The 12,997-nt window shown below is 71.9% G+C and carries 12 protein-coding genes; 3 read left to right on the forward strand and 9 right to left on the reverse strand.

Annotated elements, in window-relative coordinates:
- Nucleotides 1-11 precede the first annotated feature (11 nt).
- Nucleotides 12-659 carry an amino acid-binding protein gene (locus AB0H71_RS29665; protein ID WP_357027340.1) on the forward strand — a complete coding sequence of 216 codons (648 nt, stop codon included), beginning with the start codon at nucleotides 12-14 and terminating at the stop codon, nucleotides 657-659.
- Here AB0H71_RS29665 and AB0H71_RS29670 read toward each other — a convergent pair.
- Both AB0H71_RS29670 and AB0H71_RS29675 read right to left on the reverse strand, forming a co-directional pair.
- Entirely contained in the window at nucleotides 656-979 is a 324-nt protein-coding gene (locus AB0H71_RS29670; protein ID WP_357027342.1) for a hypothetical protein, read from the reverse strand. The genes AB0H71_RS29665 and AB0H71_RS29670 overlap by 4 nt on opposite strands.
- Nucleotides 980-1,009: 30 nt before the next feature.
- Complete coding sequence (locus tag AB0H71_RS29675) at nucleotides 1,010-2,221, reverse strand: ATP-binding protein (RefSeq protein WP_357027344.1); 1,212 nt, start codon at nucleotides 2,219-2,221, stop codon at nucleotides 1,010-1,012.
- Between the two features lie 137 nt (nucleotides 2,222-2,358).
- Between AB0H71_RS29675 and AB0H71_RS29680 the strand changes: the two genes are divergently transcribed.
- Entirely contained in the window at nucleotides 2,359-2,745 is a 387-nt protein-coding gene (locus tag AB0H71_RS29680) for a hypothetical protein (protein WP_357027346.1), read from the forward strand.
- 27 nt (nucleotides 2,746-2,772) lie between these two features.
- Here AB0H71_RS29680 and ligA read toward each other — a convergent pair whose 3' ends face one another.
- The 4 genes from ligA to AB0H71_RS29700 form a co-directional block, all read right to left on the reverse strand.
- Entirely contained in the window at nucleotides 2,773-4,863 is a 2,091-nt protein-coding gene (gene ligA / locus AB0H71_RS29685; RefSeq protein ID WP_357027348.1) for an NAD-dependent DNA ligase LigA, read from the reverse strand.
- Between the two features lie 237 nt (nucleotides 4,864-5,100).
- The gene (locus tag AB0H71_RS29690; protein WP_357027350.1) at nucleotides 5,101-6,141 is read right to left on the reverse strand and encodes a methionine synthase; all 1,041 of its coding nucleotides are present in this window, start codon (nucleotides 6,139-6,141) and stop codon (nucleotides 5,101-5,103) included.
- Nucleotides 6,138-7,238 carry a tRNA 2-thiouridine(34) synthase MnmA gene (gene mnmA / locus AB0H71_RS29695; protein ID WP_357027352.1) on the reverse strand — a complete coding sequence of 367 codons (1,101 nt, stop codon included), beginning with the start codon at nucleotides 7,236-7,238 and terminating at the stop codon, nucleotides 6,138-6,140. The genes AB0H71_RS29690 and mnmA overlap by 4 nt, the downstream gene beginning before the upstream one ends.
- Nucleotides 7,238-8,464 carry a cysteine desulfurase family protein gene (locus tag AB0H71_RS29700; RefSeq protein ID WP_357027427.1) on the reverse strand — a complete coding sequence of 409 codons (1,227 nt, stop codon included), beginning with the start codon at nucleotides 8,462-8,464 and terminating at the stop codon, nucleotides 7,238-7,240. Before AB0H71_RS29700 ends, mnmA begins: the two co-directional genes overlap by 1 nt.
- A 550-nt stretch (nucleotides 8,465-9,014) precedes the next feature.
- Between AB0H71_RS29700 and AB0H71_RS29705 the strand changes: the two genes are divergently transcribed.
- On the forward strand, nucleotides 9,015-9,713 hold the full coding sequence (locus tag AB0H71_RS29705) for a hypothetical protein (protein ID WP_357027354.1): 699 nt from the start codon (nucleotides 9,015-9,017) through the stop codon (nucleotides 9,711-9,713).
- Between the two features lie 259 nt (nucleotides 9,714-9,972).
- Here AB0H71_RS29705 and AB0H71_RS29710 read toward each other — a convergent pair whose 3' ends face one another.
- The 3 genes from AB0H71_RS29710 to AB0H71_RS29720 all read right to left on the reverse strand — a co-directional run bounded on the left by AB0H71_RS29710 (nucleotide 9,973) and on the right by AB0H71_RS29720 (nucleotide 12,966).
- Nucleotides 9,973-10,560, reverse strand: a complete 588-nt coding sequence (locus tag AB0H71_RS29710; protein WP_357027356.1) for a hypothetical protein — start codon at nucleotides 10,558-10,560, stop codon at nucleotides 9,973-9,975.
- Nucleotides 10,561-10,565: 5 nt separating this feature from the next.
- Nucleotides 10,566-11,099 carry a hypothetical protein gene (locus tag AB0H71_RS29715; RefSeq protein WP_357027358.1) on the reverse strand — a complete coding sequence of 178 codons (534 nt, stop codon included), beginning with the start codon at nucleotides 11,097-11,099 and terminating at the stop codon, nucleotides 10,566-10,568.
- 193 nt (nucleotides 11,100-11,292) lie between these two features.
- Nucleotides 11,293-12,966: a hypothetical protein gene (locus tag AB0H71_RS29720; RefSeq protein ID WP_357027360.1), complete on the reverse strand. Its 1,674-nt coding sequence runs from the start codon at nucleotides 12,964-12,966 to the stop codon at nucleotides 11,293-11,295.
- Nucleotides 12,967-12,997 lie beyond the last annotated feature (31 nt).

Consider the following 12,997-nt stretch of genomic DNA (forward strand, 5'->3'; position numbering starts at 1 on the left):
AAGGAACGCGCGTGTCTTACCTGCTCCGCGTGCAACTTCCGGATCGCCCGGGAAGCCTCGGTGCACTCGCGCTGGCATTGGGATCGGTCGGGGCCGACATCATCTCGCTGGACGTGGTCGAGCGCGGTGCCGGGTTCGCCGTGGACGACCTCGTGGTCGACGTACCGCCCAACGCGCTCCCGGACACCCTGATCACCGCCGCCGAGTCGATCGGCGACGTCGTGGTCGACTCCATCCGCCCCTACTCCGGGCTGCTCGACACGCACCGCGAGCTCGAGCTCATCGACCAGGTCGCGAGCGCGCGCGACGACCGGCTGCAGGTGCTGGTCGACGGCGTGCCCCGGGTGCTGCGGGTCGGCTGGAGCACCATCATCGACACCGGGCTGCAGGGCGCGTACCGGGTGGTCGGCAGCCAGAGCGCGCCGCAGACCCAGGCCGGCTCCGCGCCGTGGCTGCCGCTGGACAAGCCGACCGTGCTCGACCCGGAATCCGAATGGGTGCCGGAGATCTGGCGCGACATGGACACCAAGCTGGCCGCCGCGCCGCTCGGCCACCACGGCCGCGCGCTGCTGCTCGGCCGCCCCGGCGGCCCGGATTTCCGCCCCTCCGAGGTGGCGCGGCTCGGCTACCTGGCCGGGATCGTCGCCGGGGTGCTCTAGCCCGGTCGAACGATCTGCCAGCGGTCCGGTTTCCCGGCCGGGTAGATCACCGGCAGTGTGTCGCCGATGGCGGGCCAATGATCGCCGTCCCAGACCAACCGCTGGTAGACCTGCGTGGCCGCGACGCCGGGGCCGGTGAGATTCCCCGTCACCGTGACGAACTGCTCACCGAAGGCTTCCGGTCGCGGGCTCACGCCGGTGATGTACAGCGAGCCCTGTTCGGGCTCGGCGATCGGCATGCCGCGCTTCCCGCGCCGGTACAGCACCACCAGCGCGACCAGGGTGGCCGCCATGATCAGCAGCATCGCGAACTCCAGCACGCCCCCCACCGTACCGGGCATTCCGGGCGTTCAGCCGGCGGTCAGCTCGGAGGTGCCCTGCTCGGTGCGGCGGATGGTCCAGCCGCGCCCGCCCCCGAGCGGCTCGCGGCTGGTGAAAATCAGCTGGGCGCCACGGGAATTGGTCTCCGGTCCGCGGAAGAGCCCGATCAGGCGCTCGGCGGTGGCGGCGGGCAGCGCGGCGTCGAGATCGTCGACGGCGAGCACCCGGCCGGTGTCCAGCGCGTCCAGCACCGCGGGGAGCAGCCGCAGCAGCGCCTGCGCCGAGGCGGGCTCGTCGGCGAGCGCGAAGGGCGTGTCGATCCCGGCGTGCAGCAGCCGGACGCCGGGGCCGGAGCGCGCCGCCATCCGGGCGAAGAGCGCGTCCCGCGCCCCGCGCAGCGCGGTGAGCTCCCTGGCCAGCGCGTTCTCGGTCAGCCCGTGCTGCTGGAGCAGCAGGTCGGCGTGGCCGGGGCGGGTGGCGCAGAGCTCCAGCTGCTCGGCGCCGCCCGCCAGGTCGCGGTCGAGCTCGGCGAGGTACGCGGCGTAGCGCGGGTCAGGCGCAGGCAGCAGCAGATCGGTGATGCCGAGCCCCGCTTCCCCGGCCAGCTCCAGCAGCCGGACCGCGCCGCGCGGCTCCCGGGAGAGGTAGCCGCCGAGCCGCAGCGCGACCGCGTCCGGGTCGAGCGGGCCGCGCTGCACCTCGAGCAGCGCGGCGAACCAGCGGTACGCGGGGACAAGCGCCTCGGCGTTCAGCTGCCCGGCCAGCGTGAGCAGCAGCGCGTTCGGCCGGACCAGCGGCACCACCGCGCCGAGCCCGAACCGCGCGGCCTCGAAGGCCGGCCCGATCCGCACCTGCTCGCCCTCGCGCTCGAAGACGATGCGGCGCCGCCCGCGCGGCTGCGTGTGCAGCCACTCCGCGGTCACCTCGGCATCGGTGAGCCGGAAGCCGTAGCTGTACGGCACGCCCTCGGCGACGAACCCCGCGACGAACTCGGTGGGCCGCTCCGGGAAGCCGGGGTGCGGGGTGCGCGGCGGCCCCGCGTAGGGGTCCCAGCCGGTCACCGAGTGCAGCACCGCGTCCCGCATGCGGTCCAGCGCGTCCAGCAGGTTCGACTTCCCGGCGGCGGGCGCGCCGGTGATCCCGGTGACCGGCACCGCGACCCGGCCGCTGCCGCGGGCGGGCCGCAGCTCCTGCGGGCCGGCCAGCGACCGGTGGTTCGTCACCTGGAAACTGCGCAGCATCGGGCTATCGTCGCAGCACACGCCCGGCGGGCGGCGGCCGGGCGGGGTAGCATCCCTGCTGCCGGGGCCGGTGCGCATCCTCCGATGCCGCACACCGCGGCCCGCCCTGCCCGACCGTTGCGAACAGGTGGTCGCCCATGAACCAGCACACTGCCGTCACCGCCGTGGCCGAGCCGCAGCCCTTCGCCCTCCCGGTGCGGATCGCGGCCGGTGGCTGCGCGGTCGCCGCGGTCGCGCTCGGGCTGGCGCTGGCGGCGCCGGACGCCGCGGCCGACGATTTCGAGTGCGCCGAGGGCAATGCCCGCATCTTCTTCCACGACACGACCTACACCTGCCAGTCCGGCAGCGTCGCCTACGGGCTGAGCCCGGCGGTGGTGAAGGTCTGCTCGAACAGCGGCTCGACCGTCGTGGTCGAGGTGCAGAGCGAGCGGAAGAAGCTGCGCCGCACGGTCGAGCTGAGCAACAACCACTGCGCCAAGTTCGACCCCAAGGGCACCACCGGCGCCATCGTCACCGTCAGCTGACGCACTGGGCCGGATTCGAGCCGGGCATTACTCCCCCGCGGCCGGTCGCACCGCCTCCGGCCCCTCCGCGAGCAGGGTGCGGAACCCCTCCTCGTCCAGGATCGGCACCCCGAGCTCCTCGGCCTTGGCGGCCTTGCTGCCCGGCGCCTCGCCGACCACGACGAAGGCCGTCTTCTTCGACACCGACCCCGCCGCCTTCCCGCCGCGCGCCAGAATCGCCTCCCTGGCCTCGTCCCGGGAGAACCCGGTGAGCGAGCCGGTGACCACGATCGAGAGACCGGTCAGGTTCCGCTCGATCCCGGCGTCCCGCTCGTCCGCCATCCGGACCCCCGCGGCCCGCCACTTCTCGACGATCGCCCGGTGCCAGTCCACGGTGAACCACTCCGCCACCGCGGCCGCGATGGTCGGGCCCACCCCGTCGGCCGCGGCCAGCTCGTCCAGCGTCGCCGCCTCGATCCGCTCCATCGTCTCGAACTCGGCGGCCAGCGCCCGCGCCGCGGTCGGCCCGACGTGCCGGATGGAGAGCGCGACCAGCACCCGCCAGAGCGGCCGGTCCCTGGCGGCGTGCAGGTTCTCCAGCAGCCGCCTGCCATTGGCCGAGAGGCTGCCGTTCTTGTTCACGAAGAGCGGGGTGCCGAGCAGCCGCGGCTCGTCCAGGTCGAAGAGATCGCCCTCGTCGGTGATGGCGCCGGAGCGCAGCAGCTCGATGGCGGCCTCGTAGCCGAGCGCCTCGATGTCGAAGGCGCCGCGCCCCGCCACGTGGAACACCCGCTCGCGCAGCTGGGCCGGGCAGGAGCGGGTGTTCGGGCAGCGGATATCGGCGTCGCCCTCGCGCTCCGGCGCCAGCGGCGTGCCGCACTCCGGGCAGTGCGTCGGCATCTCGAAGGCGCGGGCATCGGCGGGCCTGGCATCGACCACCGGCCCGAGCACCTCGGGGATCACATCGCCCGCCTTGCGAATGGTGACCGTGTCGCCGATGAGCACGCCCTTCCGCACCACCTCGGCGGCATTGTGCAGCGTCGCCATCGAGACCGTCGAGCCCGCGATCGAGACCGGCGCCATCACCGCGAAGGGCGTCACCCGCCCGGTGCGCCCGACATTCACCTTGATGTCGAGCAGCGTGGTGGTCGCCTCCTCCGGCGGGTACTTGAAGGCGATGGCCCAGCGCGGGGCGCGCGAGGTGGAGCCGAGCCTGCGCTGCAGCGCCACCTCGTCGACCTTGATGACCTGGCCGTCCAGCTCGTGCTCGATATCGTGCCGGTGCTCGCCCCAGTAGGCGACCCGCTCGATCACCGCGTCGATCCCCCGCACCCGCCGGGTGTGCGGCGAGACCGGCAGCCCCCAGGCGGCCAGCGCGTCGTACGCCTCGGACTGCGCGGCCGGGGCGTAGCCGCGGATCCGGCCGAGGCCGTGGCAGATCATCCGCAGCCGGCGCCGCGCGGTGACCGCCGGGTCCTTCTGCCGGAGCGAACCGGCCGCGGTGTTGCGCGGGTTCGCGTACGGCGGCTTGCCGTCGGCGACGATGGCGGCATTGAGCGTCTCGAAATCCTCGAGCCGCAGGTAGACCTCGCCGCGCACCTCGAGCAGCTCCGGAATCGGGAAGGTCTCGCTCGGGGTGAGTTCGGCCGGGATGTCCTCGATGGTGCGCGCGTTCAGCGTGACGTCCTCGCCGGTGCGCCCGTCCCCCCTGGTCGCCCCGCGCTCCAGCCGCCCGTTCCGGTAGACCAGGTTCAGCGCGACCCCGTCGATCTTGACCTCGCAGAGGTAGTGCAGGTCCGGCCCGGTCTCCGCCTCCACCCTCGTCGCCCAGGCACGCAGCTCGTCCAGGTCGAAGACATTGTCCAGCGAGAGCATGCGCTCCAGGTGGTCCACCGGCGTGAAGTCGGTGGCGAAGCCGCCGCCGACCAGCTGCGTCGGCGAATCCGGGGTGCGCAGGTCGGGGTGCTCGTCCTCCATGGCCTGGAGGCGGCGCAGCAGCGTGTCGAACTCGCCGTCGGTGATGATCGGCGCGTCCCGCACGTAGTAGCGGAACTGATGCTCGCGCACCTCGTCCGCGAGCTGCTGCCAGGCGCGCTGCTCCTCGGCCGTGGCCGGTGCGGGGGCCTCGGGTTCGGTCACAACTGGCACGATAGTCCAGGGGTATGACACATTCCGGGCGGATCGCCGCACGTCGGCGCGGTGCGAGGCGTTCGGCCCGGCGTCGCGGGCGCGAGCTTCGAGCCCGAACGCGCGACCCACAACCCGCGGCTGGGCGAGCCCTGGCCTCGGCGCGCCCGCCCCCGCAATCGGGCGATCTCCGGCCAATCACCACGGCGAAAGATCAGTCGAGCGCGAAGCGGGCGACATACAAAGCGGCTACTCCGCGCCGAGCATCTCCGGCTCCTCCGCGTACGCGCGGGCGATATCGGCGGTGAGATCCAGTGCACGCCGCGCCCATTCGGGCGTCGCCCCCGCCAACCCGCAGGCCGGGCTCACCAGCACCCGCTCGGCGAGCGTCCGACGCGGAAACCCGAGCCGATCCACCAGCCGAACCCCCGGCTCGGCCAGCTCACGCCACCCCTGCTCACCGTCCCCGGGCGTACTCGGCACCAACCCGAGAACCAGCAGCTTCCCGGCATCCAGCGTCTCCCCGACCCCATCCAGATCCTTGGTCCGCAGCGCGGCGACGTCGATGGCGAGCGCGGCGGCCCCGCTGGCCCGGAACAGCGCGAGCGGCGGCGGCGCGGCGCAACTGTGCACAACCACCGGCACGGACTGCGCCCGGATCACGGTATCCAGGAGATCGAGCGCCTCCGGCTCGGGCAGCGACCGCACGGAGTCCAGCACACTCACCCCGCGCAGCGAACCCTCCAGCACCGACCCGGCGGACGGCTCATCGACCTGCACCACCACCGGCGCGTTCAACCGCTTCCCCACCTCGGCGGCGTGCCGAGCCAACCCCTCGGCCAGCGATTCCGCGAGATCCCGCCGCGCCCCGGAATCGGTGAGCACCCGATGCCCATTGACCAGCTCCACCTCGGCCGCCAAGGTCAAGGGCCCAGCAACCTGCACCTTCACCGCCCGCCCGGTCCCGGGCGCCCCCGCCCGCTCCCACGCCTCCTCGAGCGCATCCAGATCGGTCCGCAGCAGATCATGGGCCCGCCGCGCCACCCCACCCGCACGCGCGGCGAAGCGGTACCCCCGCGTGGTGCTGTCGAACGGCAGGTCCACCAGCAGCGCACACCCGCGCCCGAGCAGATCGGCCCCGACCCCGCGCGCAGGCAACTCCACCAGATGCGCCAACCCGGGCAGCTCCCCGACAACGGTCGCCGCGGCCTCCCGCGGATCCGTACCGGGCCAGGAGCCGACCCCCGTGGCGACCCCACCCCGCAGCACGGCCTCGACGGCGGCGCTCACCGGGCGTCGGCCATCGGCACGGCGCTGTCGGTACCGGCGATGGTCCCGCTGCCGATGACCTCGTCACCGGCACTATCCGGTCGGTACAGCACCGCGGCCTGCCCCCGCGCCACCCCGGTCAACGGCTCGCGCAGCCGAACTGTGAGCCCACCATCCACCGCCTCGGCCACCGCGGGCGCCGTCCCCCCGTGCGCCCGAACCTGCACCACGCAGTCGAGAGCCCCGTCCGGCGCGGCCCCTGAGGTCCAAACAGCCCGCTCGGCCCGCACCGTCCACACCTGCAACTCCTCGGCCGAACCCACCCTGACCTCCCCGGAGTCCGGATCGATCCCGGTCACGTACCGCGGCTTCCCGTCCGGACCCGGCCCCGGCAACCCGAGCCCCTTCCGCTGCCCGATGGTGAACCCGTGCACCCCCTCGTGCTCGGCCAGCTTCCGCCCGTCGGCATCGACGACGGCACCCGGCCGGATCCCAATCTTCGCCCCGAGGAACGCCCTGGTATCCCCGGACGGAATGAAGCAGATGTCGTGGCTGTCCGGCTTGTCCGCCACCGCGAGCCCGCGCGCGGCGGCCTCGGCGCGAATCTCCGGCTTCGGCGTGTCCCCGACCGGGAACATGGCCCGGCTCAACTGCTCGGCGGTGAGCACCGCGAGCACATAGGACTGGTCCTTGTCGGCATCGACGGCCCGCCGCAGCACCCCGTCCGACAGCCGCGCGTAATGCCCGGTCGCCACCGCATCGAAGCCGAGCGCGACCGCGCGATCGGCGAGCGCGGCGAACTTGATCTTCTCGTTGCAGCGCAGACAGGGGTTCGGCGTCTCACCCGCGGCATAGGAGGCGACGAAGTCGTCGATCACGTCCTCCTTGAACCGGTCCGCGAAATCCCAGACGTAGAACGGAATTCCGAGCACATCGGCGGCGCGCCTGGCATCCCCGGCGTCCTCCTTCGAGCAGCAGCCCCGCGACCCCGTGCGCAGCGTGCCCGGCTGCGCCGACAGCGCCAGGTGCACGCCGACCACGTCGTGCCCGGCGTCAACGGCCCGCGCCGCCGCCACCGCGGAGTCGACACCGCCGCTCATCGCGGCGAGAACCCGCATCAGTACGCTCCCTTCACGCTCGTGAGCCCGGCCGCCCTGGCCCGCTCCACCACTCCCGGCAGCACCGTGAGCAGCGTCTGCACATCGTCCGCGGTGGAGGTGTGGCCGAGCGAGAAGCGCAGCGAGCAGCGCGCCTGCCACGGCTCGACCCCCATCGCCACCAGCACATGGCTCGGCCCCGAGACCCCAGCCGTGCAGGCCGACCCGGTCGAGCATTCGATCCCCGCCGCATCCAGCAGCATGAGCAGCGAATCGCCCTCGCAGCCCGGGAAGGTGAAGTGCGCGTTCCCGGGCAGCCGCAGCTCCCCGGCCGGGCCGTTCAGCACCGCCTCCGGATCCACCGCGCGCACTCCCTCGATCAGGGCATCGCGCAGCTCCCGCAGCTCCTTGATCCGCGCGGGCAGCTCCGCCGCGGTCTGCCGCAGCGCCGCCGCCAACCCCACCGCCCCCGGGATATCCGAGGTCCCGGAGCGCAGATCCCGCTCGTGCCCGCCCCCGTGCAGCAGCGGGACACACGGCACCTGCCTGCCGAGCAGCAGCACGCCGACCCCGTGCGGCCCGCCCACCTTGTGGCCGGCGAAGCTCGCCGCGGCCAGCCCGACGGCGCCGGTATCGATCGGCAGCTGCGCCGCCGCCTGCACCGCATCGCTGTGCAGCGGCACGTCGAACTCCCGCGCCACCGCCGTCAGCTCCGCGATCGGCGCAATCGTCCCCACCTCGTTGTTCGCCCACATGAGGGTGACCAGCGCCACCTCGTCACGGTGCTCGTCCAGCGCCGCCCGCAGCACCGCGGGCGTGACGAACCCCGCGCCGTCCGCCGCCAGCCAGGTGATCTCCGCGCCCTCGTGCCGCTCCAGCCACTCCACCACGTCCAGCACCGCGTGATGCTCGGTGGCGCCGACCAGAATCCGCCGCCGCCGCGGCTCCGCGTCCCGCCGCGCCCAGTAGATGCCCTTGATCGCCAGATTGTCGCTCTCGGTCCCACCCGAGGTGAAGATCACCTCGGAGGGCCGGGCGCCCAGATCCGCCGCGATCGACTCCCGCGCCTCCTCCAGCATCCGCCGCGCCGCCCGCCCCGAACCATGCAGCGACGAAGCGTTCCCGACCCGGCCGAGGGCAGCCGTCATCGCCTCGAGGGCGGCGGGGTACATCGGAGTCGTTGCCGCGTGATCGAGGTAGACCGTCTTGGGCACCGCGCGAGAGGGGGTGCCCGGGCAAGCCGACATCATGACCAATAAACCCTATCCCACCACGACCTGGGCATCTGTGGCGTATCCCCCGGTTCTCTACGATCTGTCTACAATTTGGCCCACCATCTGTAAGCGAGCGCGGGCACAGCGCTATTCCCCGCAACTTCCAAGCAAACTGACACCAGGTCACATAGTCCTTCGCGCAACACGGCTACAACGAATGGGAACGGAACGCGCGGGCCCCGCGGTGACAACTTTGCGAAGCCGTCGCCCCCGACGATGCGACCGACCTGGGCGTTCGAGCCGTCACCGACCGGCCCCGATGGAGAGGCGATGACTCCATGAGCACTTCCCTCAACCTTGCAGTCGTCCCAAGCGCGGCCACCAAGCACCCCGGACACAGCCCTGATCAGTTCACTCCGATGATGCTGCCACTACAGCTGGCATTGCCGCGCGCTGCAGTAGGTAGATCCCCTACCCCCGCAGATAGGCCTCAGCCATCCAGGCCCGGGGCAGCCAGATCGGCGTCGACAACCGTTAGGCAAGAAAACTTGCGCACCCCCGGCGAAGCAAGCAAACTTGCCTCATGGACAACTACGGTCATCACGTCATGCCACGCACGCGATCCGGTCACCTGGCCGCCAGCGTGAACGTGGAAGCCATCCTCACGAACACCGACCTTGAAGATATTTTCGCGGTGCTGGCCGCCCACCGGCAACGCCGGATTTTCACCGAGGCTTTGGAGCATCCCGCCGAAAGCGAGCAGGGCCGTGCCACCTGTATTCGCATGCTGAACGAGCTGGCCAGCATCAGCCCCCGACAGGCCTTGATAGCCACCCGCCGCATCGTAGAGACGACCACTTCCGCGCGATGGTCGATGATGCGCGAGGCTCGCGAAGGCGGGATGACCTGGGCGGAGATCGGCGGCCTCCTCGGCATCACGAGACAAGGCGCGATCGACTGGTACAGGCGCAAGTTGACCGAACTGAAGAATGACATTGCACCGCACGAGTTGAACCGCGCCCTCGCTGTTCTCCGGGACGACGGTGACGGTCCCGAGATCCATCCACCATTCCCTCAGTGCGGAGTTCCTGCTTCTCAGCAGGTCGAGGCCTACAGCACGACGAACACCGGCACCACTCCGGATGCCATCGCCTTTGCCTGCAGCACCCACCATCACGCGGCTCGAACAGAGTGGCTTGCTGAGTTCAACGTCCGGGACGTCGGCGAGCCGCCCAAGCCAACTTGCGGCACCGTCATCGACCAGCGCCGGACCAACTCATAGTGACCGTAACCTGCACAAGATGACCGCTGACCTCGGCATCACGGTTGACAGTCATTCCAAGGACGGTGGCGGCCGCGTTCGCGGTGAGTACCGGGTTGCCGGTGGCCTGGGCTTCCCAGGCGACGTGGGCCAGCTCGGGCCCGATCGGGGCGGTGCCGGTTCGACGTGCATGGGGCCGATGGCGGTCGCTGCAGCTGCCGCGCGCACATCGACAGCCCCGGTGCTGGTGCGCCGGGGCTGTCGATGTCGTCCCGCGCGGTCAGGACCGGACTGGCCGGACCTCGCTGGCTTGGCGGTACTTTCCGTGTTGTCCTTCGCCGATGAGCCAGGTCACCGGCATGCCGGGGGTGATGGTTTGGTCGTCGCCGCGGTACTGCCAGCGGGAGAACCACACGTCGCCGGAGCGGCTGGCGATGAGGCCGTCGTAGCTGTGGGGCAGCCACCATCGGACCACCCCGTCGAGGCCGGGATCGGGATCTGCGGCTGTCCTGATCTGCCCGTAGGGTATCGAGCCGCCCGGCCCCTGCCACCCGTCGCCGGTGGGCAGCAGCGGTTGGTCTCCGCCGTGGGGGTTGGGCGGCCAGATCTTGCCGCTGCGGGCCAGGACGTCGTCGTGCAGTCGCCGGGCGAGTTCGCAGGCGACACCGCTGGGGGTGTGCGCGACGGGGGTACAGCCGATGAGGATGTTCCAGGTCGGGACGGTGAACTCGATCCACCACGCTGGAGGCGAAGGCTGGCGGAGCAGACGGTCGGGGATGGTCTCGTCGATGTGCACCTCGACGCCCAGAGCCGTTTCGATGTCGGCGGCGAGCAGGTCGGCGCCGTGGCGCGATATCTCCTGATCCATGCTGGCTATGTTGCCAAGTAGGGGACGGTGCAGCGGTTGATGGGGGTCACATACAGGACCTTCCCGGCGGCGTGGGAGGCGATCACCTGGATCTCGTCGCCGGACTCGTAGACGTAGCGGTTGTTCTGGAACCGGGGGATCGTGATGTGCAGGTTGTTGTCCTTGTGGATGGTGTCGGTGAACAGGGACTTGCCGTTGATCAGGACCTGGTAGTCGTAGCGGCCGGGGATGTGGGAGATGTCGTTGATGAACATGGCCCAGGCGATGTTGCCGGTGGGGTCGCCGCCGGCCGGGCGGGTGTCGACTTCGACTCTGCCCCAGTTGGTCGTGACCCGGTAGTTGGTGCACGGCTGGTAGGCGTGGGCGGGGCCCGAGACGTGCACGCCGGTGATGATCAGGCCGGCCAGGGCCAGTGCGATCAGCAGCGCGCGCCCGAGCAGAGTCCTCGCCGTACCGGTCGAGTTCGCCGCTGCGCCGGGGAGCGCGGGGTGCGCCGCTACGATTGTCCTCGCAGCGGAGTTCGTGCGGAGAAGGTTCATGGAGTGTTCCCTATCTGTGGGTTCTGAACTGCGAAAGCTGCTGCTGGGCAGCAGTTACCGTGCGGCGGGGAGTGCCAGCTCCCCGCCGCCGGGTCTTGTGTCGGGCCGTACCGGTTGCGCCGGTGCATGTGCGCCCTGCTGTGTCGACCACTCTGTTCTCACGCCCGAGGGGCGCCGCGGCCGCGGATGCGTGTCAGGTCTGGTGCTGGAGCTGCGTGTTCGCAACCACCTCGGATTGCGGGCGCCGCTCGACGGCCTCGGTTCTGCCGGTCGGCCCCGGCCATACCGCGGGCGACCCGGCCGCGACGGTGGCCGGTGAGCTGGCCACCCCCGAATCGGGACCGGGAGCGGAGGTGCTGGATCGAGTGTTCACCGGCAGGTCGCCCGAGTTCGTGGAGTCGAGTTCCTCGACCGGATCCCCGGCCGGGGTGGCGTCCTCGCCGGTGACGGAGACGGGGGTCTGCGGATCAGCGGCCTCGCCGGGCGGGGAGAGTTCCGGATCGCCCGCGGAGGGCAGGCCGTCCGGTGCGTCGATGCCGGTGTCGGCGGGGATGTCTGCACCCGGGATGGGTGCGCTGGGCTGGTTGTCGGTGGCGTCGATGACCGCCGCGGCCGATTCCCCGGCCGCGCTGATCACCGCGGCACCGGCCTGGCCGGTGGCGGTGATGATCTCGTCGAGGTTGCCCGCCAGCCCACCGACCGCGGTGATCAGGTCCGGAATCGTCCCGGTGATCTGGCTCGCCGCGGTGATCACGGCCGCGGTATCGGTGGCGCTCCACTGCCCGGGCACCGCCGAGCTCGGCACCGCGCCCGGGATCTGGACGTCCTCGCTCTCCGACGACGCCGACGCCGCGGCGGCGGCGTCGAGTGGCGCCGCATCGGCAGCGGGCGCCTCGGTGCCGATCTCCACGGTGAGCTCTTCGCCGTCGAGGGGCACCTCGTCGGCGGCGGGCATGTCGCTGGCAGCGGGCGCCTCGGTGCCGGTCGAAGCCGGTGTTGTGGCGGGGTCGCTGATCTCGGTGCCGAGGGCGAGCAGGGGCCGGCTCGCGTCCTGCCCGGCCGCCTCCTTGGTGGTGAGGGCTGTCGAGGGTTGGTAGAGCGGCTGGGCCACCGCGGTGTAGGTGAGGTCGGTCTCGGCCGCGGGCTGCCCGCTGGGTGAGGTGAACGAGGCGACCTCGACCCGCTCCAGCACGCCGAGCAGCTGGGCGTAGGCGCCGGTGATGGTGGTGTCGGTGTCGGCGCACAGCGCGGTGAACACGGCCACCCGCTCCTCGACCCGCGCGGCGAAGACCTCGTCGAGCCAGCGGCGGCAGCCCGCGGCCACGTCGGTGCCGCCGCCGTGCTCGCCCAGCACCGCCCGCAGCTCCTCGTCCCCACCGCCGCCGGTGCCGCAGGCGCGGTCGAGGACCCGGTCGACCTGCGCCGCGCTCGCCCCGGCCACGGTCTCGCCGGTGAAACCGTCGCGCACTGCGGTGGCCTTGGCACCGATCGCGGTCTCGATGGTCTCCACCGCCGTGGCCGCGGCGGTGGAGACCTCCCGCAGCGTCTCCACCCCGGCGGTAGAGCGCGCTCGCACGTCGGTGAGCAGCTGGCTGGCGTTGGCCGAGGCCGCCGAGCCGTGCCAGCCGGTGGCCAGCTCGTGGGCTCGTGCTCCCTGAGTGGTGAGCTCGGCGGCGAGCCCGGACTCCACCTCCCCGGCCAGCGCGGTGGCGAAGGCCCGCAGCCCGCTGACGTCGGTGCCTCGCTGCTGGTCGTAGCGGGCGGCCAACGCCTCGTAGCCGCCGCCGGCCGGGTCGGCGCCGGTCCACTCCCGGTAGCGCGGCACGAACACCTCGAACCAGTGCAGCCCCGCGGCGCCGGAATCCAAGAACGGCCTCCACCCCGCCCGCGTCCACCAG

Origin of the sequence: Nocardia sp. NPDC050697, assembly GCF_040654395.1 — a bacterium.
In the GTDB taxonomy this organism is placed as follows: Bacteria; Actinomycetota; Actinomycetes; order Mycobacteriales; family Mycobacteriaceae; genus Nocardia.

Coding starts and splice junctions, on each gene's coding strand:
- AB0H71_RS29675 (WP_357027344.1), bottom strand. CDS start 2,221: ATGCTGCGCAGTTTCCAGGTGACGAACCACCGGTCGCTGGCCGGCCCG.
- AB0H71_RS29680 (WP_357027346.1), top strand. CDS start 2,359: ATGAACCAGCACACTGCCGTCACCGCCGTGGCCGAGCCGCAGCCCTTC.
- mnmA (WP_357027352.1), bottom strand. CDS start 7,238: ATGCGGGTTCTCGCCGCGATGAGCGGCGGTGTCGACTCCGCGGTGGCG.
- AB0H71_RS29700 (WP_357027427.1), bottom strand. CDS start 8,464: ATGTCGGCTTGCCCGGGCACCCCCTCTCGCGCGGTGCCCAAGACGGTC.
- AB0H71_RS29705 (WP_357027354.1), top strand. CDS start 9,015: ATGGACAACTACGGTCATCACGTCATGCCACGCACGCGATCCGGTCAC.
- AB0H71_RS29710 (WP_357027356.1), bottom strand. CDS start 10,560: ATGGATCAGGAGATATCGCGCCACGGCGCCGACCTGCTCGCCGCCGAC.
- AB0H71_RS29715 (WP_357027358.1), bottom strand. CDS start 11,099: ATGAACCTTCTCCGCACGAACTCCGCTGCGAGGACAATCGTAGCGGCG.